The organism is Alkalihalobacillus sp. CinArs1, from assembly GCF_947387515.1.
Lineage (GTDB): Bacteria > Bacillota > Bacilli > Bacillales > Guptibacillaceae > Guptibacillus.
In genome coordinates this window covers 732,038-758,282 of the sequence record NZ_CANDOB010000002.1, presented here as the reverse complement: position 1 = coordinate 758,282, position 26,245 = coordinate 732,038, and the positions used below count along the sequence as shown (strand labels likewise).

General features: G+C 41.6%; 32 protein-coding genes. 8 read left to right on the top strand and 24 right to left on the bottom strand.

The genetic code is table 11. The features are described from left to right. Positions 1-33 precede the first annotated feature (33 nt). From PFZ69_RS12580 to PFZ69_RS12550, 7 genes are all read right to left on the bottom strand, one after another. Entirely contained in the window at positions 34-531 is a 498-nt protein-coding gene (locus tag PFZ69_RS12580) for a GNAT family N-acetyltransferase (protein WP_270181428.1), read from the bottom strand. A 25-nt stretch (positions 532-556) separates the two neighbouring features. Next, positions 557-730 (bottom strand): hypothetical protein, encoded by a 174-nt coding sequence (locus tag PFZ69_RS12575; RefSeq protein ID WP_270181427.1) that lies wholly within the window; start codon positions 728-730, stop codon positions 557-559. A 69-nt stretch (positions 731-799) separates the two neighbouring features. Then, the gene (gene murB / locus PFZ69_RS12570; RefSeq protein WP_270181426.1) at positions 800-1,735 is read right to left on the bottom strand and encodes a UDP-N-acetylmuramate dehydrogenase; all 936 of its coding nucleotides are present in this window, start codon (positions 1,733-1,735) and stop codon (positions 800-802) included. Positions 1,736-1,937: 202 nt separating this feature from the next. After that, on the bottom strand, positions 1,938-2,882 hold the full coding sequence (locus tag PFZ69_RS12565; protein ID WP_270181425.1) for a hypothetical protein: 945 nt from the start codon (positions 2,880-2,882) through the stop codon (positions 1,938-1,940). Positions 2,883-2,931: 49 nt separating this feature from the next. Further along, positions 2,932-3,216: a hypothetical protein gene (locus PFZ69_RS12560; RefSeq protein WP_270181424.1), complete on the bottom strand. Its 285-nt coding sequence runs from the start codon at positions 3,214-3,216 to the stop codon at positions 2,932-2,934. A gap of 90 nt (positions 3,217-3,306) precedes the next feature. Then, a complete protein-coding gene (locus PFZ69_RS12555) occupies positions 3,307-3,933 on the bottom strand; it encodes a class I SAM-dependent methyltransferase (RefSeq protein WP_270181423.1) in 627 nt (208 codons plus the stop codon). A 70-nt stretch (positions 3,934-4,003) separates the two neighbouring features. Next, the gene (locus PFZ69_RS12550) at positions 4,004-4,627 is read right to left on the bottom strand and encodes a hypothetical protein (protein ID WP_270181422.1); all 624 of its coding nucleotides are present in this window, start codon (positions 4,625-4,627) and stop codon (positions 4,004-4,006) included. 124 nt (positions 4,628-4,751) lie between these two features. On the opposite strand from PFZ69_RS12550, the gene PFZ69_RS12545 reads away from it, so the two are divergent. Further along, entirely contained in the window at positions 4,752-5,876 is a 1,125-nt protein-coding gene (locus PFZ69_RS12545) for a CapA family protein (RefSeq protein WP_270181421.1), read from the top strand. Between the two features lie 14 nt (positions 5,877-5,890). On the opposite strand, the gene PFZ69_RS12540 is transcribed toward PFZ69_RS12545, so the two are convergent. The 8 genes from PFZ69_RS12540 to PFZ69_RS12505 form a co-directional block, all read right to left on the bottom strand. Next, positions 5,891-6,451, bottom strand: coding sequence for a GNAT family N-acetyltransferase (locus PFZ69_RS12540; protein ID WP_270181420.1), 561 nt, complete (start codon positions 6,449-6,451; stop codon positions 5,891-5,893). A 202-nt stretch (positions 6,452-6,653) separates the two neighbouring features. Then, a complete protein-coding gene (locus tag PFZ69_RS12535; RefSeq protein WP_270182032.1) occupies positions 6,654-7,697 on the bottom strand; it encodes a M14 family metallopeptidase in 1,044 nt (347 codons plus the stop codon). 282 nt (positions 7,698-7,979) lie between these two features. Continuing rightward, positions 7,980-9,170: a dicarboxylate/amino acid:cation symporter gene (locus tag PFZ69_RS12530; protein ID WP_270181419.1), complete on the bottom strand. Its 1,191-nt coding sequence runs from the start codon at positions 9,168-9,170 to the stop codon at positions 7,980-7,982. 159 nt (positions 9,171-9,329) lie between these two features. Then, positions 9,330-9,968, bottom strand: a complete 639-nt coding sequence (locus PFZ69_RS12525; protein WP_270181418.1) for a FusB/FusC family EF-G-binding protein — start codon at positions 9,966-9,968, stop codon at positions 9,330-9,332. 90 nt (positions 9,969-10,058) lie between these two features. Beyond that, the gene (locus tag PFZ69_RS12520; RefSeq protein WP_270181417.1) at positions 10,059-10,304 is read right to left on the bottom strand and encodes a hypothetical protein; all 246 of its coding nucleotides are present in this window, start codon (positions 10,302-10,304) and stop codon (positions 10,059-10,061) included. Between the two features lie 229 nt (positions 10,305-10,533). Then, positions 10,534-11,100, bottom strand: coding sequence for an HD domain-containing protein (locus PFZ69_RS12515; protein ID WP_270181416.1), 567 nt, complete (start codon positions 11,098-11,100; stop codon positions 10,534-10,536). Between the two features lie 53 nt (positions 11,101-11,153). After that, the gene (gene argH / locus PFZ69_RS12510; protein ID WP_270181415.1) at positions 11,154-12,653 is read right to left on the bottom strand and encodes an argininosuccinate lyase; all 1,500 of its coding nucleotides are present in this window, start codon (positions 12,651-12,653) and stop codon (positions 11,154-11,156) included. A gap of 71 nt (positions 12,654-12,724) precedes the next feature. Then, complete coding sequence (locus PFZ69_RS12505; protein WP_270181414.1) at positions 12,725-12,928, bottom strand: hypothetical protein; 204 nt, start codon at positions 12,926-12,928, stop codon at positions 12,725-12,727. 201 nt (positions 12,929-13,129) lie between these two features. Here PFZ69_RS12505 and PFZ69_RS12500 point away from each other — a divergent pair, with 201 nt between their 5' ends. The 4 genes from PFZ69_RS12500 to PFZ69_RS12485 all read left to right on the top strand — a co-directional run bounded on the left by PFZ69_RS12500 (position 13,130) and on the right by PFZ69_RS12485 (position 16,341). Further along, positions 13,130-13,366: a transcriptional regulator SplA domain-containing protein gene (locus PFZ69_RS12500; RefSeq protein WP_270181413.1), complete on the top strand. Its 237-nt coding sequence runs from the start codon at positions 13,130-13,132 to the stop codon at positions 13,364-13,366. A gap of 29 nt (positions 13,367-13,395) precedes the next feature. Then, positions 13,396-14,424, top strand: coding sequence for a spore photoproduct lyase (gene splB / locus PFZ69_RS12495; protein ID WP_270181412.1), 1,029 nt, complete (start codon positions 13,396-13,398; stop codon positions 14,422-14,424). A gap of 140 nt (positions 14,425-14,564) precedes the next feature. Next, positions 14,565-15,167: a TetR/AcrR family transcriptional regulator gene (locus PFZ69_RS12490; RefSeq protein ID WP_270181411.1), complete on the top strand. Its 603-nt coding sequence runs from the start codon at positions 14,565-14,567 to the stop codon at positions 15,165-15,167. Positions 15,168-15,177: 10 nt separating this feature from the next. Continuing rightward, the gene (locus PFZ69_RS12485; protein WP_270181410.1) at positions 15,178-16,341 is read left to right on the top strand and encodes an FAD-dependent oxidoreductase; all 1,164 of its coding nucleotides are present in this window, start codon (positions 15,178-15,180) and stop codon (positions 16,339-16,341) included. 32 nt (positions 16,342-16,373) lie between these two features. Here the strand turns inward: PFZ69_RS12485 and PFZ69_RS12480 are convergent, their stop codons facing one another. From PFZ69_RS12480 to PFZ69_RS12450, 7 genes are all read right to left on the bottom strand, one after another. After that, entirely contained in the window at positions 16,374-16,763 is a 390-nt protein-coding gene (locus PFZ69_RS12480) for a sporulation protein (protein ID WP_270181409.1), read from the bottom strand. Positions 16,764-16,766: 3 nt separating this feature from the next. Continuing rightward, positions 16,767-16,937: an FbpB family small basic protein gene (locus tag PFZ69_RS12475; RefSeq protein ID WP_270181408.1), complete on the bottom strand. Its 171-nt coding sequence runs from the start codon at positions 16,935-16,937 to the stop codon at positions 16,767-16,769. A 260-nt stretch (positions 16,938-17,197) separates the two neighbouring features. Then, positions 17,198-17,470 carry a YkvA family protein gene (locus PFZ69_RS12470; protein ID WP_270181407.1) on the bottom strand — a complete coding sequence of 91 codons (273 nt, stop codon included), beginning with the start codon at positions 17,468-17,470 and terminating at the stop codon, positions 17,198-17,200. 253 nt (positions 17,471-17,723) lie between these two features. Next, a complete protein-coding gene (locus PFZ69_RS12465; protein WP_270181406.1) occupies positions 17,724-18,638 on the bottom strand; it encodes an AEC family transporter in 915 nt (304 codons plus the stop codon). Positions 18,639-18,761: 123 nt separating this feature from the next. Then, positions 18,762-19,058: a hypothetical protein gene (locus PFZ69_RS12460; RefSeq protein WP_270181405.1), complete on the bottom strand. Its 297-nt coding sequence runs from the start codon at positions 19,056-19,058 to the stop codon at positions 18,762-18,764. Between the two features lie 104 nt (positions 19,059-19,162). Continuing rightward, positions 19,163-19,489 carry a DUF3889 domain-containing protein gene (locus tag PFZ69_RS12455; RefSeq protein WP_270181404.1) on the bottom strand — a complete coding sequence of 109 codons (327 nt, stop codon included), beginning with the start codon at positions 19,487-19,489 and terminating at the stop codon, positions 19,163-19,165. Positions 19,490-19,685: 196 nt separating this feature from the next. Then, positions 19,686-20,168, bottom strand: coding sequence for a CBO0543 family protein (locus PFZ69_RS12450; protein WP_270181403.1), 483 nt, complete (start codon positions 20,166-20,168; stop codon positions 19,686-19,688). Positions 20,169-20,391: 223 nt separating this feature from the next. Here PFZ69_RS12450 and PFZ69_RS12445 point away from each other — a divergent pair, with 223 nt between their 5' ends. After that, entirely contained in the window at positions 20,392-21,789 is a 1,398-nt protein-coding gene (locus PFZ69_RS12445) for a DUF2254 domain-containing protein (RefSeq protein ID WP_270181402.1), read from the top strand. A 321-nt stretch (positions 21,790-22,110) separates the two neighbouring features. On the opposite strand, the gene asnB is transcribed toward PFZ69_RS12445, so the two are convergent. Together asnB and PFZ69_RS12435 are read right to left on the bottom strand one after the other, a co-directional pair. Beyond that, entirely contained in the window at positions 22,111-24,024 is a 1,914-nt protein-coding gene (gene asnB, locus PFZ69_RS12440) for an asparagine synthase (glutamine-hydrolyzing) (protein ID WP_270181401.1), read from the bottom strand. Positions 24,025-24,408: 384 nt separating this feature from the next. Next, on the bottom strand, positions 24,409-24,999 hold the full coding sequence (locus PFZ69_RS12435) for a peroxiredoxin (protein ID WP_270181400.1): 591 nt from the start codon (positions 24,997-24,999) through the stop codon (positions 24,409-24,411). 181 nt (positions 25,000-25,180) lie between these two features. Between PFZ69_RS12435 and PFZ69_RS12430 the strand changes: the two genes are divergently transcribed. Both PFZ69_RS12430 and PFZ69_RS12425 read left to right on the top strand, forming a co-directional pair. Further along, positions 25,181-25,459: a hypothetical protein gene (locus PFZ69_RS12430; protein ID WP_270181399.1), complete on the top strand. Its 279-nt coding sequence runs from the start codon at positions 25,181-25,183 to the stop codon at positions 25,457-25,459. Positions 25,460-25,717: 258 nt separating this feature from the next. Further along, entirely contained in the window at positions 25,718-25,894 is a 177-nt protein-coding gene (locus PFZ69_RS12425) for a hypothetical protein (RefSeq protein WP_270181398.1), read from the top strand. Positions 25,895-26,245 lie beyond the last annotated feature (351 nt).

The window sequence follows — 26,245 nt, the reverse complement described above, 5'->3', positions numbered from 1 at the left end:
AGTTTAAACTGAATTTATGATTCGTATTTTTCTTTACAGCAGCTTCCCCATATAATACTCATCTACATATGTATCATCCATCAGCAACGAATGTCGCTTCAACCCTTCTACTTCAAAGCCGAACTTTTTGTATAGCGCGAGCCCTCCTTCGTTCGGGGTCGCGACGTTCAACTCCAACCTATGTACGTTTTTACTCTCCGCCCAATCCTCTAATTTGTTAAAAAGGGCCGTTCCGACTCCTGTGCCTTGAGCCTTTTCGAGTACACCGATGACGAGGTAAACGGCATGACGCTTTTTCTTTGCTTCACTTCCAACAGCGACTAAATAACCTACCAATTTCTCATCTTGTTCAGCGACAAAGATCGTAGACGTTTCATTTCTCAACATCGACGCAATCTTCTTCTTTTCTTCCTCTACATCGGCTTTTCGCTCATCAGCACCAAACAGCATGTATCGTGACTCCGCGTCGACCTGATTTCTAATCTTACAGAACCCTTCAACGTCTTCTGCTTTTATCTCTCTAACCTTCATCCTCTTCCAACTCCTTTAAAAGTTCCTATTCAAGCTCGCACTTTACATTCCAATTCATTCCGAGAAAGTCCTTCTCTATCTTCGCTTCCCCGTTTGCTTTTATACAGCTATCTACAGTAGATTGCAGACTGAAGTTATTTGAAAAAAAAGCAATGACGAGAAATAAGATGATGACCACCCCGACTGTCGTTTTTCTCACGATTGATCCTCCTTCATATAAAGCAAAAAGGGATGAATCACATCATCCCTTCTTACCTTTCACCATATTCTATTCTGAAGCATCTTTTTCCTTCAACGGCTCACCGATGACCCTTACTTCACGTTCTAGATCGACCGAAAACTTTTCTTTTACAGTGTTCTGCACGTGATGGATCACGTTCAGATAATCTGTTGCAGTGGCATTGTCGATGTTAACGATAAAGCCTGCATGCTTTTTGGAAACTTCCGCTCCACCGATTCTTGTTCCCTGCAAGCCTGAATCTTGAATGAGCTTTCCAGCGAATAAGCCTGGCGGGCGCTTGAACACACTTCCACAAGAAGGATATTCGAGCGGCTGCTTGCTTTCGCGTTTAAACGTTAGATCATCCATAATCGCTTTGATGTCGTCATAGTTTCCTTTTTTCAACTGAAATGTTGCTTCAAGTACGAGGAACCCTGTTTCATCCACGTTACTATGACGATACGATAAGTCGAGCTCTTCTGCTTTTCGACGAACAAGCTTGCCGTCTTTTGTTACCCCTAGCACACTTTCGAGGCAGTCTGCTACTTCGCCGCCGTACGCGCCAGCGTTCATATACACAGCACCACCAACGGAACCAGGAATTCCACATGCAAATTCTAGTCCTGATAAATGTTCTTTCAAGGCGAATTGTGATACTTCGATGATACGAGCGCCTGCTTCTGCTACGACCGCATCTTCCGTTCGTTCAATTTTGTCAAGCGTCGAGATATTCAATACGATTCCTCGGATTCCACCATCCTGGATGATGACATTCGATCCTTTACCGAGAATGGTTAGCGGTAAATCATGCTTATTGGCATACTCCACCACTGCTCTTGCATCTTCCGCACCACCTGGAAAAACAAACACATCTGCTTCTCCACCCATCTGTGTGTACGTATGCACATTCAGTGGTTCATTCAATCTGACATCTGCTGTAGGCAAACTATTTCTCAGGTCGTTAAACACACGTTGATTATCCATTACTTACCTCACTTATGAACATGTTCGATTGTGTAATCGTACTCGAACCTTTTATTTTTATTATAGTTATAATCAAAACTGTTCGTGTCTAAAATCTTTATTATTACGGCATACCGCAAAAAACAGCTTTACACAATCATTTATTTTACCATTAATGGGCAAATACTTCATCTCTAATACAAACTCTCATTACGATTATCTACTACTTTTCCTTTAATGAATCATTCAATTGAGAAAGAATGTCTTTTCTAAGTTCGATCAGTTCAGGAAATTGATAAAAGAAAGCTATTTTCTGCTCAGCGATCGTATCACCTTCTGGCTTCGTAGAAAAGATAAAATGTGTCCACGCTTCTGCGATATCTTCTTCAGGATGTGTCGCTGCATAGTCGGTTGAAAAGTGATCCGCATAATCATCATAAAACGCGACCTGCGCTTCTTCGTTCCATTCAACTTCCTTATCGAGCCACTCCTCATAATAATCGGACCAAAACGTTTGGAAGAAGGCGTTCATATACGAATTTTCCTTACTACACCCATTGAATGCAAAGTAATCATCACATGCCATGAAGGCTTCTTCTACTTCATCTTCATCCTCTAAATTCGTCGCATTCACCTGATCATCTTTCAAAGTCAGAAGATGACCATATTCGTGCACGAGCGTATAATAGAAATCCTTCTCGTTCGTTGTATCTTCATAATCGATCGCGAGACGCCACTCTTTCGAATTGTCTAGTGGTTCCACATACCCGAGGACTTCATCCTTCCCATCCGTAAAGATCAAGAACTCTTTTACCATACTGCGGTCTTCAGAAGGGATTAAGTCAGCAAATAACTTCCAAAGCGCCTCATGTGCTTCGTGTTGCTTAGTATATTCTAGATACTCTTCTTCTTCTGTTAGAACATTATGATTTTCTATGTGATCTCCGACAATATCGTATGAAACAACCGTTGTTTCTACTGCTTCTCGTTCTTCCTCTATGGACTCAGGGATATCTAGAAAATCCCCTTTTAGCGCATTGATTTCGCTTAAATACCGATCCCCTTCTTCAATTTCAGGCACGTCTGAAGTGGTGCTAGGTTGGTCCACATCCACAGCGCAACCGGTCAATAACAACATGACAAAACAAGCAATGATCCACTTTTTCATCGTGTACCCTCACTTTCTAGTTTAAAAAGCAACTACATCTAATGATACATTATGTTGCTACGTAGATAATGACTTTTGTTACTAGAAAGAATAGGTAAAAAGCTAACAAACCTACTACGGCAGCCCTTCCTTTTTTCATTGCTAGTTTAATGAAGTAAACGACTGCTATCCCAACAATGATCACGACTATTGAAAACATTGTCGTGAGTATAGGAGATTTTGAGATTTCAGCTTCAAAGAAGGATAGGATTCCGAAAACGAAATAGGAGCTTATCAAGATGGTTACAAACAATTTGTGTGCTAGTTGCTTACGGAATAAAGTCGAGCTTTCCAACGGATCACCTCACATGTTGATAGTTGATTCGATGAGCAACGTGAAAATCCTTCATAAAAAAAAGGATGCCTAAGCATCCTCACCTGTTTCTTAGTTTGAGATTTGTATCACACCGCCGCAGTGGGAGAAATCGTGAAATTCGAGTTTACACGATCCTTCTAACTCCGCTTTTAGTTCATCAAAAGCAAAGTAAAATTCATCATCATCCCAGTGATGAAGGTTTTCGCTTCGACACGCTTCTAATTTCCTGCGATTTTCAAACGCCACATCACCGATCAAAATCTTTCCGTTTTCTGACAGCTGTGGAAGGAGTTCTTTAATGAATGCAACCTTCTCACGATCAGAAATATGGTGCAAAGCGTATGTGCTGATAATAACGTCATACTGCTTTTTCTTAAAATGTTCAGGAAGTCCGTGTGTAAGATCCCATTCGATCAGCTGCGCATATGGCATTTTCAACTGAGCGATCCGAATCATTTCGTTCGAAAAGTCGATACCGTTTATGTCGTGTCCGGCTTCGTACAACCTGCTCGCAAGAACACCTGTCCCAAATCCGATATCGAGGATGTTTGCCTTTTCGGTCGACATGACCTCGTTATAGATGGCATTCAAGATTTCCTTATAGCCAGCGAATGGATAGGAATCGCTTTCTTCACTTACCTGTACAGAATGATCGTACTCATTCGCCCATAGATCAAATCCTTGTTTACTTAGCATCAAAATCCTCCTACATTTATGTGTCTATCTATTACGTTTGGAGTTCGACTTATCTAAATACTAACACATTTCAGTTTTCTCCCGCTCGTTCCTCGACCTTAATCTTCAAAAGTAGGACAACATGCTCATCATGAATCATTTCTTTGAGGCCTTCTTCCGTTTGCATATCGACCGACCTGATCATATTATCTTGCTCACTTTCATAGTACGCTCCAATCACTTTTGTATCTCCAGAATCAAGCGTGATCTTCTCTTCCAGCGTATATCCGTATCCGTGTGGTTTGTCTGTATTTATGGGGTTATTTGGTATCACTTCAGGACCTGTTGTGGCACCTGGTGCATACAGAGAAACTAACTCTTCTCCTTCTTCAGGTTGGATGATGCCGAACCCAACGCTCCCTTCTTGTTCTTCCTCTTGACTAAACCCATAAGAGAGCTCAGTTAGACGTGACGGTGTCATCGGCTCTCCATCTCGGTAGCCCTCGACCCAAACTGTGACCCACGTTTTATCCGCTTTTGTAAGCTTAAGATCATAGTTTAATATGATCCCCATATTCATCTCTTCAAACATCTTTTCATGGTCGTTTCCCACCTTGTGAGAAAGGTAAGCAAGGTGCTCATCTTCCATCGAAAACTCAACACTGCAGCCTCCTAGAAGGAACATAACTAACAATAACCAGATCCCTTTTTTCAAAACACTTCTCCTCTCACCTGTAAAAATTTTACCAGTTACTCCCTAAAAATAGGTCTAAAGACTTTTATTTCCATGTTATAATTTACCTTGTACTCCTAATTTTTTATAACTTTGAGGTGTAGATATGAAACGTTTGGTTATTCTAGTAAGTTTGTTGCTCGTCGTTGGTGTGCTGAGTCTAGTAGCTGTAAATCCTTTCAACCAATCAGAAGCAGTCAACTCTTCTAACGTTCATTCAGAGATTTCAAGAGATCTTTCGAAAGAGCTTATAGGAAAATCGTCTAGTTATGAGATTACAGTCGTAGGGGACACGATGTTCGACTGGTCGATCAAAGAAGCGATGAGCTCGAAGGGGGCAAACTTTCCACTTCAACATATTTCCCCAATCATCAAGGATTCTGACCTCGCCATCATGAACTTAGAAACAGCGATTGGAACAGCAGGGATAAAAGAGAACAAGCTGTACACGTTTCAATCCCCACCCGCTTCAGCCAAAGCAATTAAAGACGCTGGCTTTGACGTCGTCTCACTCGCAAACAATCACGCAATGGACTTCGGTCGAGAAGGCTTACATGAGACGATCGATCTACTGAAAAAAGCAGACCTGAACTATGTCGGAGCTGGTACGAACGAAAGTGAGGCGTACCGTGCTCACTCGCAAACGATCAATGATCACAAAGTCGATATTCTTGGTTTTTCGCAAGTTCTGCCAACCATCTCATGGTACGCAAATGAAAATGGAGGACTCGCTAGCGGGTACCAGCAAGACCGAGTGATCGAGCATATCAAACAATCTGCAGCCACCTGTGATACGACGATCGTGTATATCCACTGGGGAGCTGAACGGACGATCCAGCCTAGCGATAGTCAACGAAACTTTGCACACAGCATGATCGACGCGGGGGCCGACATCATCATTGGTGCACACCCTCATGTGCTGCAAGGGATGGAGTACTATGATGGGAAGCCGATCTTATACTCACTCGGCAACTTTTTATTCCCAGACTACGTTGAGGGTGATACCGCTGACACGGTTATCGCTAAGATCGACGTCACTGTGGACAACTATGAAGTTACCTTTATCCCTGCAGTCATCCATGACAGCACTGTTACTCTCGCCGATAAACAAAACGCCACTCGCATCACAGATAAGATGATTTATCGTTCTAGCTTAATCTCGCAAACTACTGATTTTGCTGTATCTGAAGGAAGCGCACAATCACTAATGATTGCAAAAGCAGGCGAATGATAGAAAGCGCTTCCTTAGAACACCTTTGCGTAAATACACGTATCCGATAATCCAGATCCATCTAATGAAACATCATCGTTTCGTAAAGTCGCTTCAAGCACGTAATCGAGTCGTTCAGGTACTGCACGGCTCTTTTTGTTTTTCAGGTCACATTGAATCTCGATTCGTTTCATGCCGAGTTCTTTCTCCGCAAAGTTTGTCAGTTCACCAACAGCTTCTGTTATGTAACCGCGTCCGCCAAACTTCGTGTTAATCCAATACCCAACTTCCGTCTTCGGCACATCCCAATCAAGATTATGAAGACCCGTTGTGCCAACATATTCACCTGTCTTCTTCTCAAATATCAGAAACCTGAACCCTATTCGCTTTAAAAACTTGATATGTGCCTCTCTAACATTGATCTCTGTATCCTCAACCGTTGGATTTTCTCTTGCGAATCCTACCCATGGAGATAGTTCCTTCATTGAAAAGTGAATCGCTTCGTTGATGACTTTACCATCACCTGGTTGAGGCATACGTAGAAGTAATCGTTCCGTTTCTAGCTCAGTGCGTACATCCATTAAAATCGGGTTCATCTGCTTCTTTAGCTCCTTCTGGTAAATGTAATAGCTCTATTATAGACATAGTAGATTTTGGAAATAAAGGGGAATATTTTAAAAAGTCACTATCTTTATACAATAAAAAAAGACGAGGCGTTTGCCTCGTCTTCAAAGTGAGAAGCCAATTCGCTCCTCATCGTTCCACCTCAATTATTATCAGCCTAACAATCGTTAACGATCATTCACTATCTTTATGTCCACTTTCAGGCAGCGTATCCCAGAACGATGTATCTTGAGACTCAATCGATCCATCCGCTATCGCTTTGATCACGGCTTTCATCCCGGTAACAGCCTGATTGATCAAATAACCGTTACTTTTTTGACCAAGAATATATGGCTCGTAATAGTGATCTGCCATTCCTCTCATCTCAAAAAGAAGCGTAGAGATGCCATACTCAACCGCAAGACCATTTCGACTGATTGTAGGTGCTGTTCCCCCTACGTACTTGGACAAGGTCCCGTATCCTTTTGCTTCGATCGCATTATACAACACGCCACCAAGCTGTTTAGATTTTTCGCGCACCTCAGCATCTACGTTTTCATTCGTTGGGTAAAGAATCGATCCGGATACAAGTTCATCAGTATCCCCTAGCGTCGTTTCGGTACCTTGATGGTGAAGGTCCACCATGTATTCCGGCTCATATTTCTGTAGAACATTCTCATGCAATGCCTTTGTTTCTGGCTGATTTCGTTCAACATGATCGCGATTCAAATCTACGCCGTTTGCATTGTATCGTGTATGTGTACCAGCTGCGTAATCTTCAAGGGAAAAGTTTACGTCCCCTTCAGCACCATCTACATTTAATCGCGGTGCGATGAGTACGTTCACGTTTTGGAGAAGCTCTCTCACTTCCTTATTGTTCGTACTCAAATACTTGATAACCTTTAACGCACCTTCTGTCGTCAGCGTTTCGTTTCCATGCTGCTGTGTTAAAAAGAGAATTGTAGGGTTTTCTTCGTTCTCTCCAAACTTAGCAAGGTAAAGATCCCTGTCTTTAACAGATTGACCATAAACTTCAAGCTCAAGTGCATCAGACTGCTTATCGATTCTTTCGAGCAGTTTTACCATTTCCTCATAGCTATGTAATCGCTCATTCTTCACCGTTTCATTACCGTTATAACCCGGCCCATTTCCAGTAGCTCCCACGGTAGCACCGTTTAACAGTCCTCCTGAAACGACCAACATCCCTGAAACGACAATCGGAATCATTTTTTTCTTCATCATAAGTCCTCCAGTTTTTATAAGATTCCTGTCACGTTTTCGCTATTATTTTTTCCTTTCCTGTCAAATAATAGGATTTGATTCGTTAGACCTGTTCGGTTTCGAAAAAATGGAAGAAGAAGATTGTTTAGCTGGATTTTTAGTACAATACTCATGATCAATGAGCGCAACCATCACTCACATAAGAGAATAGAATCACCTTTCGTCATACTTCTTCTAAAAAAATGAGTCTAACGATAGAAAAAAGAGCAAGCTCGTATTGAGCTTGCTCTTACTTTCTTTCTAATTCGCTTTTGCAACGGACTGTACGTTCTTCTTTTTCGACGTTAATTTGTCGACAAGACTTGATAGTGCTCCGTCTCCCGTAACGTTCGTTGCTGTACCAAAGCTATCTTGTGCAAGATAGAGTGCGATCATAAGAGATACCATCGTTGCATCGAATCCTAGCATGCTCTCAAGAAGTCCGATCGCGGCCATCACCGCTCCACCCGGAACACCAGGTGCTGCGATCATCGTGATTCCTAGCATCAAGACGAAAGGAATGATAGAAGCGAACGTTGGGTCCTGTCCATTTAATAGCATCACAGCCATCGCACAGGAGACGATCGTGATCGTACTTCCTGAGAGATGAATCGTTGCTAGAAGCGGGATACTGAAGTCCGCTACTTTTTCGCGTACACCGTTCTTCTTTGTCTGCCTAAGCGTAACCGGTATGGTAGAGGCAGATGACTGTGTACCGAGAGCTGTGAAATACGCTGGAATCATCCCTTTTAATAATGTAAAAGGATTTCGCGATGTAGCAGCACCCGTCACGCTATATTGAATCAACAGCATCGTTAGATGAAGTAGAATGATCATGACAAAAACTTTTGCAAACACGCTTAAGATCGTTTGCACCTGACCAGCACTCGTCATATTCGCGAATATACCAAGGATGTGCAGTGGCAGTAACGGAATGATCACGTAGCTGATTACTTTTTCGATGATCGTTCTAAATTCAACCATAACGCCTTTAAGCTTATTTTCTTTCATAGCAGCCATTCCTAAACCGAGCGTAAACGCTAGTACAAGAGCTGTCATAACGCCCATCATCGGCGGGATTTCCACCTGGAAAAATGGCTCTAGAAGTGATTCTTCAGGGTTTTCCATCTCTGAAGCTGCGCCGCCAGTTGTAAGAAAAATAGGATAAAGGTTACGAGCTGCAAAGAATGCGAGTAATCCTGCTAGAAAAGTAGAAAGGTACGCAACCGTCGTCGTGACCCCGATCAGCTTTCCAGCACCTTTACCAATTTCACCTATTCCTGGTGCGATGAATCCAATAATGATCAGCGGAATAGCGAATCCAAGGAAGTTACCGAATATACCGTTGAATGTCGCGAATAATCTTACTGTCCATTCTGGTAGAAACGCTCCAATTAATACACCTAAAGCAATTGCGATAAGAATTCGTGGTAGTAGTCCAATCTTCTTCATAGTGTCCTCCAAACAAAAACATTTGTCCATCTGAGATGTAATCTACGGAGTACTTTACAAGATAATCGAGGTTCTAGCAAGCTTTTAACGCAAAAAAGGATTAAAAACTTTTTCCAATAAAAAATCACCGCCCTTTCACAATTGAAAAGGCGGTGTTTTTCATGCGTTCAACGCTTCGTTATGAACTTTTTCAAAAAAAGCTTCAAGCGGAGCCGTATCTTTCAGGTACTCATTACACAAGACGCTGTCTACACACATATAGTGACCGACCGTGTGGTAGTCTTCATGATCATGGACCCGGGACGATACATGCGCAACTTCACCATACCGACCGCATAAGTAACAGGTTGTCCTCTGATTTAATATCGTATAAGATCCTTCCACGCCGACGAGGTCGCCTTTATATGGATAAATAAGATACTTTCGTTTTGATTGTATATCATTCCAACCAAGATAGGTGATCGTTCTAGGATAAGAATAGGGAAGCTTTACTTTTTTACTTTTACGAAAAAGCTTCTCTATTTCGTTGTTCGCTAGCTCTGGGAAAGGAATAACGATTTTTTGTGCTCTTTCAAGAAAGTGTTCGATTTCAGAAACGTCCAAGTAACGGATTTCGTCGATGAAGGCATGTTGTTCTTTTGAAAGGGTAGGAAACAGAGCGAGTAGTTTATCTGCGATCGTATGCTGCACGGCAGCTTTCACGTCGGCATCAACGAGATGGCTAACGTTGTATAATAAAACATCAATTTGTTCTCTAATGACATTCAGATGGTGATTATACAAAAACGGCTGAAGCATAAAAGCACCCCTCCTTGTGTTTTCTTTATACCACAATCAGAGTGTTCCATCTACACAAAAAGCCGGCTATGCCGGCTTTAAAACGCGAGATCAATCGCTACCTGTTACGAAGTCATCTTCTTTCATCGATGCAAGAATGACGCCAGACGTCACGCGATCGTTTTCTTGTACGTGTAGTTCAGAGATTTGCCCACTTACGTTGAGCGTGACATCCTCAACGTTGCCCTGTCCATCGCGAATGACAAACATCGGCTCCCATTCGTACACACGGGATGAATGGTTCACATAAACTTTTTCAACAATCCCTTCACATGGACAGACCACTGTGCGATTCATGTTATTGTGCCCCTTTCTGACATGTATTGTTCCTCGAATGAGGACGAAAGTCAGTTTACTATCATGATATGTTTCACATGGCCAAGTATGATGTGAAACATTTACTGAAAAACCTCGCGTCTATTTTACCGGCATTTGAAAGAATCGCAACCCCGAAACTAAAATCCATACATTTCAGAAAAATGCAACCGAATTCAACGTAAAAAACGAGCACCTTATGGATACTCGCTTACGGCTTCCCTTCATCAATTTTGTTTTTCGTTTCGAGGTCGATGAGTTTTCTGACCTGTTTCATTAAAGGGTGATCGAGCTCATACTCTTTCCCATAAGTAAGGTTGAACTCGTAGTCGAACCCTGGTGGATTCGTTCCTTGAGTATGCTGAATGATCGTTTCCATCTTATCGAGTGCCTTTACAAACTTTGCTTCGCTCGTTTCTCCTTTGTTATATTCCTTACATAACGTTAAGATCGCGCTTTGGTTTTCTTCTGGCAAAGCATCCGTTAACCGCTCGACACCTTTTTCCTCTTTTTTGATCTTTTTATCATGATTCACCTTCACCGTTGCTGAAATGTCTCCATCATACGCCTCTCCAAGATCGTGAACGAGGCACATCTGAATCACTTTATTCATGTCGAGCCCTTCTAGCTCATCCTTTAGTGCAAGTGCAAACATCGCGAGCCTCCAAGAATGCTCAGCAACGCTCTCTCGTCTTCCCTTCTTCGTATACGCAGATCTCGTCGTTTCCTTCAGTCTCTCTAACTCCTTAATGAACGTGACGATTTCCTTCGCATCCACCGTAACTAACCCCCTCTGTTTGGTGCCCTGTTTGGTGCCTGTCACCACCCGTTTCATGTCGAATGTCGAACGTTTTTCAACTGCTGCTCTTTTTCGTATAGGCGTCCCTTTATCTTCTCACACTCATCGTGATGTTTCTTCAATGTAGCTCTTCGCACTTCGATCATTCTCTTTACTTCAGTAGGGTTGGGGCCTCCTCTTACACTTCTCCTGCGAACAAATTCTTCAGGACAAACGATCCCTTTCCACTCTTTATCTGAAAGAGCCACTGTCATCTTTATTTGCGCTTTCAACAAATCGTTTACTTCTCCTACGTTCCAATCAGCTAACTCACGATTTTCATCAACACATTTTCTAGCTAAATGACTCGCAGCCTTATGAGCCTCACGATAGGATACACCCTTCTCTCTCGTCAATACATCTGCGAGCTCTGTAATCGTAATACAGTGTTGAGACGCTTCGGAACGCGCTCTTTGTTTATTTACTTCCATCGTCCTAATAACGGCATTCATCAAGCGATACACTCGTGAGGCTTTATCGAATCCGCGATAAAGATGGGGCTGTAAGTCATCTTCCGTATCGACGATATCTCCATACGGCGTATTGTGAATCATCTGAATCACACTTAGCGCCTCACCTATAGCACTACTAGCAATCGCGCGAGCATGCTCGATCGATACGGGATTTCGTTTTTGCGGCATGATACTGCTTACTTGCACGTAAGGTGCTGCAACGTGTAAAATCCCCACTTCAACCGTAGCAAGCCTTAAGAAGTCTTGTATCCAGCGACCGGTATTCGTCATCGATGTGAGAATGGCAGTAGCAGGATCGAGTAAATAATCAACGCCGCCGATCGCATCGTATGAGTTCTCCATCACACCTTCGAAACCTAACAATTCACTAACCCGCTCACGGTTGATGGGAAAGCCAGTCGTCGTAATCGCCGCTGCCCCCATAGGGGAATGGTTTATGGTATGAAATGCATCCCAAAACCGATTCAAATCACGCTCAAGAACATCATACACTGCTACTAGATAATGCCCGAGGGTTGTTGGCTGTGCGGGCTGTGTATGCGTATGAGCAGTCATTACTGTATGGATGTGGTCCTCTGCTTGCTGGATAATACCTTCCTTAATCGAAATCAAGTCACCGATGAGCGAAAGAACGTGATCACGCAGCACAATACGGTACATCGCTTCACCCATATCGTTTCGACTCCTCGCAATATGCATCGCGCTAGCTAAATCCGGACCAACTTCCTTACTTATCGTCGATTCCATCATGAAGAACAGATCCTCAAACTCTGGTGAATAGGATAGTGAACGTACATCCATCTCTTCAAGACGATTCACGCAGTCAAGGATCACCTTGGCACTTTTCTTCTTGATGATTCCCTGTTCAGAGAGCATCACAACATGCGCCCTATGGATTTGAAACATCGCATGAAATAAATAATCACGCTGATCTTCGAACACATATGTCAATAGCGCCTCAACATACGTCTTACCAGGAAAGACGCTACCTTCTTTTTTAGTGAATTCTTCTTTGTTCATTTGGTGCCTGTCACCACCCGTTTTTACTCATCATATGTCGAAAGAATAAAAACGGGCATTGAGCTGTTCGCTCAATTGCCCGTTTTGTTGTAGTTTTCTTTTTTCCATACATAATACGCTTCGTGGTCGACTTCCCTTACCCAAAGGCTGTGTTTTGGCACAACGCGATCAGACACTTTGTACCATACGCCCCCTCTTAGCCTCCTGTAGAGCTTAAATCGTGACAAGAACTTTTCATTAAGTGAAGGCAGTAATTTCTTAAGAAACTTCAGCATACCTCCACGCACCTCCTTCATAATAGGTCAACAGAACACAATATGTAAGAAGGAGTGAAAAGATGTTAAAAAAAGGCCTTCGACTACATTACAATTTCACATTGCGCCTCACATCTAGATAACAAGAATTACCAACCGTTTTTTTGCAACAATTTCCTCATTTTAGGAACAATGAAGGTAGGAAAAAGGAGTGAATGAAAAATGAATCTCAACGATCCAACACAATACCAAGCGGGAGATATCGTTTATGTGATGTATCGAAATCCACATACATACGACGTCGCTAACATCCAACAAGCAGCAGTCGTGAATGATCCCGACCACCCTGGTGAACTTGCACTCTTTCTGTATGAAACCTATTATCCATTGAATTCAGATATTGCGATTTACCAATCAGAAACAGAGGCACAGCAAGCTTTCGATATGTACTTCGGATAATAAAACCATTTAAGGAAGGAGGAACTGTATTGGTTAAACCGTTTGTTCCACAGCTCGTATATATAGAACCCCGCGCTACCGAATATCCCCTCGGTCGCCAGTTAAAAGAAAAGTTTACGAAGATGGGCATCGAAATACGTGAAACAACCTCTCATAACCAAGTAAGAAATCTACCGGGTGATAACCATTTCCAGCAGTATCGAGTGGCAAAGTCAACGCTTGTCGTTGGAGTTAGGAAAACGCTGAAGTTCGATACATCGAAGCCTTCTGCAGAATACGCGATTCCCTTTGCTACAGGCTGTATGGGTCATTGTCACTATTGCTATTTACAAACGACGATGGGAAGCAAACCTTACATACGAACGTATGTGAATACGGATGAAATCTTCGATGCGGCTGAGAAGTATATGCAGGAACGTGCTCCAGAGCAAACGAGATTTGAGGCATCTTGTACATCTGACATCGTAGGGATCGATCATCTTACGCACACTTTAAAGAGCGCGATCGAGTACTTTGGGAAATCAGAATACGGAAAACTTCGTTTTGTAACGAAATTCGCGCATGTTGATCACCTTCTTGACGCGGAACATAACAAGAAAACAAGGTTTCGTTTCAGCATGAACGCAGACTACGTGATTAAGTTTCTTGAGCCTGGTACTTCAAGGCTCGATGAGAGGATTGAAGCTGCAGCAAAAGTCGCTGAAGCAGGATACCCGCTCGGTTTCATCGTTGCACCGATCTACCTTTATGATGATTGGAAACAAGGCTACCTCGAGTTGTTTGAACAACTCGAAGCAAAACTACCGAAGAAGGCTACAAAGGACTTAACGTTCGAACTTATCCAACATCGCTTTACAAAACCAGCCAAGCGCGTTATTCAAAAGAACTATCCGATGTCAAAGCTTGAGATGGAAGAAGAAAAACGCCAATGGAAATGGGGTAAATACGGAATCGGTAAGTATGTCTACCAAAAAGAGCAGCAAGAAGACATGAAAGAAACACTTGGAGGCTATATCGATAAGTTCTTCCCCGATGCAAAACTCGAATACTTTACGTAAAGACGGTGCCTGTCACCACCCGGTTTAGGTCGAATGGCGTCGAGAGCAACGTGCCATTTGCATTTCATTCCGTAACACCTTAAAATATGAGTGTACTCATTTATGAGCGCACTCATATTTTTATTTAGGAGGAATCTTACATGAGTGGATTACGTGAACAGAAGAAGCAGGAGACAAGAAGGAGAATTATTGAATCTGCGAAAAAGCTCTTCCTACAGCATGGGTTTGATCATACGTCGACAGAGCAAATCGCAAAGCATGCTGAAATAGGCTCTGGGACAGTATTTAATTATTTTCCAACGAAGTCGGATATCCTGATCGAAGTGATGAAAGATGATTTTATCCGTAGTGGTGACCACTCTACACCTCCTTATCATATGAAGGAAACAGCTGAAGAAACGGTTCAATCCTATCTATTCAACCGTCTTGAAACCATCAGCTTACTCGATAAACGGCTGTTTCGTGAAGTGCTCACAGCCTCAATGAATGCCTATCAAAAGAGACCAGAGTTCTTATCGAGCCTGATGGAATTAGATTTCATGTTCATCGATGAATTGGTCGAACTACTTGAGGAGTTAAAAAACACAAACAAACTAGAGAACCAGTTTGACTCTTCAACAGCAGCTGAAGTGATCTATAGCTCAGTGATGTATGAAGCCCTCCTCTTTCTTTATATCGAGGAAAAAAAGATTTCAGAAACGACAGAACGAATTCGGAAAAAGATTAAATTTATTTTTAAGTGAGGCGAATAAAATGGACGTTTGCATTGTTGGGGGAGGAATTGCAGGTTTGACGTTAGCTTATTGGCTAAGTGAAAAAGGAGACAACGTAACGGTCCTCGAGAAATCATCATCCTTAAGAACAGAAGGCTATATGATCGATTTCTTTGGCCCAGGTTATGAAGTAGCTGAAAAAATGGGCTTGATGAATGAACTTCGTAACATCCACTATCCGATCGACTCGCTTGTATTCATGAAGAACGACGGAGAGAAAAAATATGACATCCCTTATCCAAAACTACGAAAACTGATGGACGATAAACACTTTAATTTCATGAGAGGTGACCTCGAAAGTGTTTTATATAAGCAGGTTAAAAACCGAGTAAACGTGAAGTTCGATTCCTCGCCAGTTTCAATCGACCAAGATGACGATCATGTATACGTCACCTTGACTGACGAGTCCACATTAACATCTGATCTTCTAGTCGGCGCAGATGGAATGCGTTCTTCCGTTCGCTCCCTAGCATTCAATGAAACTTTCAACAATTCGATTCGTTACATCGGCTATTACACTGCAGCGTATATCATCGATGATCCCGCCGTTCTATCAAAAACTGGACGAAGCTTTTATACGTATTCTGAGCCAGGCGCTCAAGTATCTGTTTACCCGATTCGAGGTAACAAAGTAGCGACATTCTTTTTATATACCTACCCTGAACAACAAGGGCATGTAACCCAGGAAAGAGCCTTTCATCAACTGCATGAGCAATTCGGTCATATGAATTGGATCGTTCCGGATTTACTAAAAGCAAGTGTAGATGCGGATGATTTCTATTTTGATGAAGTGTCACAGGTAGAACTGCCAGAATGGAGAAACGGGAGAATTACGTTTGTCGGGGATTCGTGCCAATGCGTTTCATTACTTGCCGGACAAGGGGCTTCCATGGCGATGGCGGGTGCTTACACTCTTGCAAAATCTTTAGAAAACCAAACTGACTTGTCAACAGCCCTTGCCCACTATGAACAGTCCTTACACAGTGATATCGAAGCTTTACAGCGCTCCGCCAGAAAGTTCGCAAACTATTTCCTTCCTGACTCATGGTGGCGCATTTATGTAAGAGATGTGCTTACTCGAGCTTCAGTTTTGCCTGGAATCAGGAAGTTTGTAAACTTTAAAACAGTACGGCTGCCGCAATAGTTCAAAAGGGGGCATCTCGCCCCCTTTTTCTACTAAACTTGTATCGCTATTTGATCTTGATCCACGCTTTTTACACCTTCATTGAACACAAGACGTGTTGAAAACTTGTAAGATGTACGCTTTTCAGTTTCAGGTATATTTTCAGGAATTCGGAAAGAAAATGGGATCGTAACGCGTTGCTCTTTCCGTACATCTTTTACCGTTAAAATTGTGACAGAATCAACGATCCGAGACGTTTTTTCAGCATGATTAATGTAAACGAGATCACATTCTACACGTTTGACTCGTTGCTCGATCGTCCCACCGGTGATTTCAAAAATACCCGTCACGAGTTCACCTCGCTTGAAGCTTAGCTTCTCAAGGACAAGATCGATTTTAGCTGCTCCAATTCCTAATAAACACATCGATTTTCTTAGGAGCACGTGCTACTTCCCTCCTTTAACAACCGATTTTCGGTGAAAACGATCATACTTTTCATCAAGCTGACGATCGATACGGTCCATTTCTTTCTTGTCATGCATCAAATCTTCTTTATTTTGTTTAACAAGTTCTTTAAATGAAAGTGATTTATTTTGTGAGTATAAGTTTTTCCTCATAATGATCTCCCTTGCTTCATTTTTTATTTTGATTGGGCTCAAGCAACAACTTATCATCCAATAAAAAATGACCTTTACCACTGTGGTAAAGGCCAAACAATAGACCTTTACCGTCTGGTAAAGGTCTGGCTAACAGCTATTCGCTGCCAATAAAGCCGAGAGCATCGCGCTCTGTCTTGACGACTTTATTGTAAAAGCTACTCCCCTTTAGGAGAAACGATAAATTGTTATCTTAATATTATAGAATTCATTAAATAGTGTCAATAGTCAAAATCATATTTCTCTTTTAATTCTGCTGGTGCATGTTTCACGATTTGGTGAAGAATGAATGTCAGAATCATAACATCATCCACCATTCCAAAGATACTGAGAAAATCTGGTATCAAATCGAACGGAAGAATAACGTAACCAAGGATTGCGAGTAGCGAGAGCCATTTCCTCCTACCACCATGGCGCGTAAAGTACTCATACAAAAACGGGATAAACTTCTTCACTTTGAAGAACAATCTTGCTCGTTTTACAATTGCAGTCATATTTTCACCCCTTTCAATTCTACTTCCAAATCAAAAATAACCTCTGCCACATCTGGCAAAGGTTATTCATGAGGAGTCCTTTACCACATAGACGGTAAAGGTCTTGCTAACAGCTATTCGCTGCCAATAAAGCCGAGAGCACCTTGCTCTGAAATGACGACTTTACTGTAAAAGCTACTCCCCTTCGAACGTTCGTTTGTAATTCTAACTTTAGATCAGCATGATCGATTCGTCAAGTAAAAAGTATTGAGCGTTAAAACAGCAGTCTGCTGACAGAAATAACCCCGGTTACGGTCACCATACTGAAAACGGTAGACGCGAGTACGATTTGAGCAGACAGCTCTGGTTCGTTTCGATATTCCTGAGCGATGATGGCGCTGTTAACCGCTGTTGGCATCGCGGATGATATTAAGAGCGCTTGTGCGGTCACCCCTCCCATAGCAAGAGCGTAGATCAGCCCGATCGCGATAGCCGGACCGAGGATCAAACGAATAAACAAACTCACATACACAACAGAAAGGTTTTTTGAAAATTTAAGCTGTGCGACCTGAGCACCAAGTGTTACTAGCGCGATCGCAACCATGGAATCTGCAATGTAATCAGCTGGAATCAAGATGAATTCCGGCACATCTACGTTCGTTACATTAAGGCTTATTCCAAAAACCATCGCATAAAGAACAGGCATTTTGAAATATCCGATAACCGCACTCAGCTTGTTGCCATCGACGGCTTTTAACGTGAAGATTCCCCATGAAAACGTTAAGATGTTTTGACAAGTAAGGATGATGACCTGAATCGACATTGCGAACGGGTCATGTTTAAAGACAAGGTCGTTTACTGGTACGCCGTAGTTTCCAGAGTTATAAAACAAAATGCTGTTCGTGAAGGATGCCCGTACACTCTTACTGTACCGAAACACTTTACTAACGATCAAAGAGATCACATAGAGGAGCACAACGAAAAATGAAAAGAACGATAGAACAGAGATGAACAGCGAAAGAGAAAACGTTGTTTCGTAGAGCTTTAAGAAGATAAAGCCAGGAACGATGAAATAAATGTTCACTTTCGCTAACGTGTAGAGATCTAACCGAAAGATCCGGTGAAGCAGTACACCGATTCCGATCAAAATAAATACTGGTACAATAATATCGATAAAAACACCAATCATGCTAAATCCTCAAATCTATACGATGTGAATTTCTGTAAAGGTTAATAATAACAGAATCACGTATAGAATTCTTCGCACATGCTTGTTCACACTTGAACAAAAACGTGTAAGCTTAGCGTTGACTCACGCCATCAAAGCCTTTGCCTCTCTTACCAGCTTATTCACAGCTTTTCGGTTTTCCCAAAGCATCTTTTGAAGTTCCTCTATCGATACGAACGTTTCCTCCTTATCACAATAGGACTCTCCCTTTCCATGTACGGAATAGGTCGCTTCATCATATTTCATCACCGTCCATTGGCCATTCCGATCGTTGTCATCAAAAACAATATAATGCTTCTCCCCGGTTGGATCATAGTTTGCCACTTTTTTAAAGTTCATGAGCAGCTCTTCGATATCTTTCTTACTTCTGATTACATTCATTCCTCTCTCTCCTTTGTTCCCAGTAGGTTTAGATAATAATTCCCTTTAAAGGCAAAAATCCCTTCTTTACCACAGAAAAAGCAGCTGTCTCCAGCTGCTTCTCGTTAAAACTCTTCTACATCATCGAAATAAACGTCGATCAGTTCTTTCTTTTTATCGTTTACGAGTACGTATACACGAACATTTTTCTTCATCCCATTCGATTTTAAGGTAAAGTCGAAATTATATTGATGCCTTTCATCAGAAATAAACACCTTGCCATCATACGTATATTCCGTAACACTTTCCTCAGGATACTGCTTCTTCGTTTCTTGAATGGCAATCTTTCCCCATTCCGCATAAGAAGGTTGCTGTGCACTTGCAAAAGGTCCTTGAATCAATAGTGCGAGACCTAACATGAGGCTCAGGCACCAGGTAACTTTCTTGAACATAAGGTGTACCCCCACTCTTTATTGGTATGGAGATAGTATTTAATACTTTGGCGTCATTCATACATTCGTGACACATGCATCAGGTTGCTCGTCCAAGCAAGTTTCACTCCCTGGACATACTCTATAAGTAAGGTAGATGGTTCCCCTTTCTTTCAATAATCTGGTGGAACGAATTTATAAAACACGCTAGAGCGTTCTAGTGTGTTCCTTTTTGTTCTTGATCAGGCAAATTACTAATGAATTGTAAAAGACATCGGATAATGACAAAAAATACATAAACACTTATAAAGGTGTAGTACCATTTCCACGTATTGTACTGAACTAAATCTGTAAATTTCTCAAGTAAAACTTCAGTAATGGTTAGGATCGACGTATACATAAACCCTTTTAGAAGGTAACCTTTAAACGAATAATGATACGTTGTTTGATAATAATGAAGACTTAATACAGGAAACAGTACGAGTTCAAACAGAGGGCTGCTATCAAAATAGGGAAAGATCGTTACGGGATAGGACAGCATGCCGCTTTCCACGACCATGACTCCGAGAATCAGTGCAAAATATCCTGTAATAAAGAAGGCGAGTAGCCAATCCTTTATCGGGGGCTTGCGCAAACTATAGAAAAAGAACAAGAGTCCACCTACAAACATGACATAAAGGATGACTTTTTCGGCTCCCATTTTTTCACCTACTTTACCAGCTAAGATTAAGATTGATGATTCACGTCTTACTTTTTCCAGAATGCGCTCCTTTTATCCATTCTTAACACTTGTCGTTAAACGTGGGCGAAGTGAGTATCACTTTTGCACGTTTATGTAAAATAAAATAAAAAAAGAATTCAAGTTTTACCATTGTGTACCAAGGGAAAAACGCTATAGACATCGGTAGAAGGGAGTCGCAGTCATGTTCAAAAAATTCTTACCCTGGCAGCTGCGCAAATATTTTGATATGCCGAGGAGTGTGCGAAAGCATGAGCTTCAATCCACCCTTTGGTATATGCCAGCTATCTATATTATCTGTGCAATCTTATTCTCAGGACTCACTCTATATCTCGATTTAAAAGTTAATCTTTCGCAATTCACTCCTGAGCTCATGCATGCAAGCACACAACCGACGAGATTACTCGTAAGCTCGCTGATCGGTGGAATCTTAACACTAAGTGCTTTCACCTTAAACTCCGTTCTCGTTGTGTTGACAACATTTAGTGGACAGTTTTCACCGCGGATGCTTCTTAATTTCGTTGCAGATCGAACCACACAACACTTTGTCGGGATTTTCCACGGAAGCTTTGTGTACGTACTTATTACGTTCCTATTCCTCACTAGCCAGTCTGAAGAAAATTTTGTTGTCATACCTGCAGTTACATTTATGCTGGCATTCATTACCGTGATGACGTTTATCTTGTTCATCAACCATGCGACGAGCTGGATGCAGGTACATAACATCGCGACCAACATGAAGAAAGAATCCATCTCGATCGTGAGAACGTCATTATCAGATGAGCTCGAAGAATTCAGAAGTGGAACACCCGTTCATTTTGATAAAGAAGAGAGAATCAATGAAAAAGAAGCGTGTTCCCTTGAATCAGGCTACATTCAATTGATTGACTTTCGAAGTATGATTGAAGAAGCAAGAAAAGACCGCATTGTAATACAGTTGCAGAAAAAAGTTGGAGATTATGTTTTAAGAGGCACTTCCCTTTTTACATTTTGGGGCGAAGGTGCAAAAGACATCAACGTGAAAAAGTATCATAAATTTCTTGAAATCGGTTATAAAGAAACTGAGATCCAAGATATTAAGATGGGTATGACGAAGCTCTCTGAGATCGGAGTAAAGTCACTTGGTAACGATGACCCTAAGACGGCAATCACCATCATTCACCAGATGGCTGATTTGTTGCTTGAAGTCGAAAATGATATCACGTTCACTCCATACCTCGCTGATTCTGATGGATGTGTACGTGTTATCATGGAGTCTGAAAGCTTTAGCTATTACTTATACCGCGGCTACGGTTACATTCGTCACTACGCTGGTGAAAATTATCTTATCATCTCAGAAATTATCCTTGCACTCAGTCTTGTTGCACAATCGATTTCTAAGGACAAGTTGAAGGAAGTTTGGGAATTTGGTAAGAATACCATGGATCACATCGATGAAAAACTTATCTATGATCTGGATCGAGATTATTTACTTGAAAAACTGTATAGCCTTGCATATTACACGGGTCACGAAGATGATTTCCACCAAATTGAAGAACGATTTGGTGAGAGCGGTTCAGAGGGCCATAAAATGGAAAATTAAGAATATGAAAAAGCCTGCCAACATTGTGGCAGGCTTTACTTATTGAGAAGCATGTGATCCATAACACGTATGTAACCCTTTTGCTTTCCGGTCCTCGAACGCCAGTCTGACCAGGGAAGACCACAACGGTTTCGCTGATAAAATTGAAAGTTCGCTGATATATGTCGCCCATTCGCTGATATAATTAAAAAATCGCTGATAAATAGACGGATTTCGCCGATAAATTCAGATTTTCGCTGATATAAGCTTTATTCCACGTGCCGCCAGCGGCTACAAAACAAAAATAAGCCTGCCAACATGATGGCAGGCTCTGCTTCTCATTTAACGAAAAGCCGCTATTTTGCTTTCGATCTCATCTTCCATCTGCAATTCTTCGAACGAATAAATCCGTTCTACAAAAATTTGATGCCAAAGCATGAAGACTAGGACGGTCCAAATCTTTCGAGAATAGTCACCCTTCTTCTGAACATGAGCTTCCAATAAGTCCGCCACGATTTTCTTATCGATGAGATAATCCGTCTCACTGACGTGGATCAGCTGCTTTGCCCAATCATAGAGTTCGTTCCGAAGCCAGTGTCGAATCGGAACTGGAAAACCAAGCTTTTTACGGTCGAGTACATGGTCAGGAACGATGCCACGAGCTGCTTTTCTAAGAATTGATTTTGTCGTTCCGTTAGCGATTTTTTCATGCACGGGAATTTCACTCGCTACTTTAAAGACTTCTTTATCTAAGAAGGGCACGCGCAGCTCAAGCGCATTTGCCATCGTCATCTTGTCTGCTTTAAGAAGAATATCCCCACGCAGCCATGTTTGAATATCGATATATTGCATCTGATTTACCGGATGATCGGATCGCACGTTTTGATAAAACGGTTTAGTGATTTGCTGATACGTTTCTTTCGGATCATAGGTTTGAAGCAGATTCTCTTTCTCTTTTTCCTCGAACATCTTCGCGTTTCCGATATAGCGCTCGGAAAGTGCCGTTGAACCTCGTTCTAAGAAGCTCTTGCCTTTCATTCCTTCTGGTAACACGGTCGCGACTTTGTTGATCATCTTTTTCAAACTAGTTGGAACCGGTTGGAACATGCGAAGCGCTTCCGGTTCACGGTAGATGTTATACCCACCGAATAACTCATCAGCTCCTTCTCCTGAAAGGACGACGGTTACATGCTTACGAGCTTCTCTCGCGACGAAATATAATGGAACGCACGCCGGATCAGCGAGAGGATCATCCATGTGAAACATGATTTTCGGGAGCTTTTGAATGTATTCTTTGGCAGATATCATGTAGGAATAATTGTCTACATTCAACTTGTTTGCCGTTTCCTTCGCAACATCTACTTCTGAATACCCATCTCTTTCAAACCCAACAGAAAACGTCTTGATGTTCGGATTAACTCGTTTCGCCAGTGACACAATAATGGAAGAGTCGATACCACCAGAAAGGAACGAACCGACTGGCACATCACTTCTCATATGTACATTCACCGAATCGATGAGGACATCTTGAATACGTTTCGTCCACTCTTTCTCATCCGTGTTGAGAATTGGGTTGAATGTCGCATGAAAATAGCGATGAAACTGAAGAGGTCTATTCAATTCTTTTACGAAATAATGACCTGGCTCGACCTTCTTTATTCCGTCGGTGAGTGTCATTGGCTCCGGAGAGTACTGAAAACTTAAATAGTGTTGAAGTGCTATTGGATCCACTTCTTCAAATTCTTGAAGAAGCGTTATGCTTTTCTTTTCAGAAGCAAAGATTACATCATGATCCTTTTCTTTATAGTAAAGAGGTTTTATTCCAAACGGATCTCTGGCACCAAAAAGGGTATCTTCATGTTTGTCCCATATCAATATAGAGAACATTCCGCGCAAATCAGCGAACGAATCTACACCTTTTTCTGAGAATAACGCGATGATTACTTCTGTATCAGATTCCGTTTGAAACGTTTTGCCTTGCTTTTTTAACTGCTCACGAAGCTCTACATAGTTGTAGATCTCCCCGTTAAAAACCATCCAATACCGTTCGTTTTCGTAGTGATAAGGCTGATGTCCAGATTCAATATCGATGATGCTTAGTCTCCTGAACCCTAACGAAACATGGTCATCGGTATAATAGCCTTCATCATCAGGGCCTCTATGAGTAATGACCTGGTTCATTTTAACTAGATCAGATTGTGATTGATATTTTGATTTTTCTGGTTCCGTACGTAGAACACCTATAAAACCACACATAACTATAGCCACACTTTCTTTGGGATAGTAATACAATTGTAACATTTAAGTAATAGTTACGTAACAGTTGAGTGAATATTTTGGTAAAGCAGTTCTATTTATACTGTAGAATCGATTGCGTCATAACAGCACATAATCAAAGAGGTGTATGTAATAGAATAATCGTTGTTTGAAGATTGCTGCATCTTTCAATTCCAATTTCAGTAATGATTATCCATTGATATTCCAACTATTACTTCTATTAAAGCACATTCCAGACGTAAATTGTCCCTACTTTTGACCCAAACCACAGTATTAGGAAGATAGTCTTATCTAATCCGTTCGATCTTTTCACACTCTCTTCACATAATAAAACGAAAAAAGCAGCAAAATAGTTCGCTACTTTTATTGTTGACCAATATTTTGTGTTGTGATCGTTATTCCCTCTTGACCAGGCGTCCAATTTGCCGGGACACCTTTTCCCGTTTTTTTATGGTACTGAAGAGCATGAATAAGTCTTACTAACTCGAATGAATTCCGGCCTACCTCTGGAGGATAGACCATTTTCGAACGAATCATACCAACAGAATCGATGATCACTGTTCCACGTAAAGCTGTCCCTGTCTGTTCTTCTAAAACGCGATATGATTTGCTTATTTGATGATTTCGGTCACTGACAAGGGGATATCGGACTTTTGCCGCTAAAGGAGAAACTTCTGTAAAAACTTTGTGAGAATAAACACTATCGGTACTAATTCCTAATACATTCGTGTTGATCGCTTTTAATTCAGGATAACTAGCAGCGACCGCTGCTAACTCTGTTGGTCAAACAAATGTGAAGTCACTGGGATAGAAAAATAGGATGACCCAGCTACCGCGATAATCTTCTAGACTAACCTGTACGATTTCTTTTTTGATGGGATCGTAAGCAGTTGCTCGAAATAATGGCGCAACATCGTTCGTTTGTGCGCAAAACGGCAGGCTCTCCTCTGACATATCCACTCTCCACCTCTTTTCACATGCCCTATATCATATGAGAACCCCACTTAAATCATTCGTTTCTTTGTATGATCAAAGAGATTGTGATTGACAATAATATCCTGCTTTTTTTAAGAGTAAAAACTTTTTCTCTGGTGATATTAAGAATCGATTCCATCAAATTTAAGGAGGAAAAGATATGAAGAAGAAAGCATTAGTATTAACGATGGTAGCTGCTCTTTCTACAGGCTCATTAGCAGCTTGTACGCCAGAGCAAGACGATATGAATCAACAGCCTGAAGATGTGAATTACGATCCAGTTCGTTACGACAACAACAGAGATGACGACATGGACAGACGTCACATTCGTCAGCCGGGCGAACGTGATACTCCAAACAATATGGATGAAGAAGAGCCAGATTTGGATGAAGAACCGTCCGAGCAAAGACGCCAGGACAGACGTGACCGTAACTACTAGAACTCACATCAGCTTCTGTACATGAGTGCAGAAGCTTTTGCATGTTATTTTTCTACATAAAAAGCCCCTCTAAACGAGGGGGGAGAGAATAGGCTATTGTTCATTATATGATCGGTGTGATCTATGTATTCCTCTAAAAGATGCAAGCGCTATCTAACCTGTCATTATCAATAAAGGGTAATTTTCCCTGATTATTAGGAATGCGAAATAATTTATGTTATCATAGTATCTACTCTAAATGGAAAAGAGGGGTTTTACGTGGAGGTAGAGAACGATATTATACTCCCAGAAATCGGTAGTGACGTACAAATAGGTAGCCGTAAAGCTAAGGTTATCAGCATTTTAAACAACACGATCGTAGCCGAATGGCATGAAGTATCTGAAGACGAAGAAAAACGTGTTGTTGCGAAGCACGACGAATATACGATTCTCTAAATTCTAAAAGGACAGGCTCTGCCTGTCCTTTCAGTTTGTCCTGTCAGCGTCCTCTTTCAGCTCTTCATACGCTTTTTCAAATTCTAGATACGTACTCTTCCCATAGGCATTCTGGTCGTTATCGAACAGTTCCTTAAATGTGAATGCTTTTGCTTCGTCTATCGTGAACCCCTTGGCATTCATCACTAGGTTGAATTAAGATACGAAATAATGCTTACTCATCTTTCCTGCATTTTTAGTGATCATCGTTTCCTCCGGTACCTTTACGATTAAATTCGAAGGGTTCGAATTAACCCCCTCTTCTATAAATAAAATACCCGGTCATCCTTATCTCCACACGAAGAAAAGCCA